Annotated in this window: 1 protein-coding gene; it reads left to right on the forward strand. The window is 53.3% G+C overall.

Going from position 1 to position 807, the window contains the following annotated elements; all coding sequences use genetic code 11:
* On the forward strand, positions 1–650 hold a 650-nt coding region (locus tag ACTHUT_RS21270), incomplete at its 5' end, for a Slam-dependent surface lipoprotein (protein WP_440419788.1).
* Between the last annotated feature and the right edge of the window lie 157 nt (positions 651–807).

Below are 807 nucleotides of genomic sequence, written 5' to 3' on the forward strand. Positions count from 1 at the left end.
ATCTGCGCTTGGGTGATGTGAAACCGGTTATCGGCTGGTTCTACAACCCGAAACTGGGTCAGGTGTGGTATGAAAACCGCCACAACAACACCGAAGTGTACAGCGTGCGCCAAATAACCGAGCCGAAACTTCCCTTTGCACCGAAATTCGGCGGCTTGGTGATTGCCAAAGTGCCCGGCATGGGCGGCAGCGACGGCAACGTCTTCTTCGGCGAATGGGCGCCGCGCAAAGGCAACCCGCCCGACAACAGCACGGATTTGAATATGGCGGACGGCAAACGCACCGTTTGGTATGTAGGCGACAACCCGACCAAAAACACTACGGGCTTAGCTACTGCCACCTATAATGTTGTCGGCATCAACAAGCACACGCCGGGCAAAAACGATTTCTATACCGGTGAAATCACAGCCACATTCGGTACGAATAAATTCGGTTCTATGAGCGGCGCACTGAAACGCGCAGGCGATAATGATTTGAGCTTTGATGGTGTTGAAATTAACAATTCAAAAGGTACATTCAACAGCGGTGCAGCCAATAACGAAGGCATCAAAGGACAATTCTACGGCAATGGCGCGGCAGCCATGGCGGGTTATGCCGAACGCGGTAACGGCGTAGGCGACGACGTAGCCTTCGGCGGCGCGAAAAAATAACCTTGCCCGCTTACGCGATTAGGGAATGCCGGTGTTTTCGGCGTTTGGCCGTACGTTCCCGCAATCAGGAAAACCGCCGTTTTTTAACCGCAGCCGCAGTAGGCATAAATATACTGCGGCTGCGGTTAAAAAACGGCGGTTTTCCTGATTGCGGGAA

This window comes from Neisseria sp. P0022.S010, assembly GCF_051956635.1.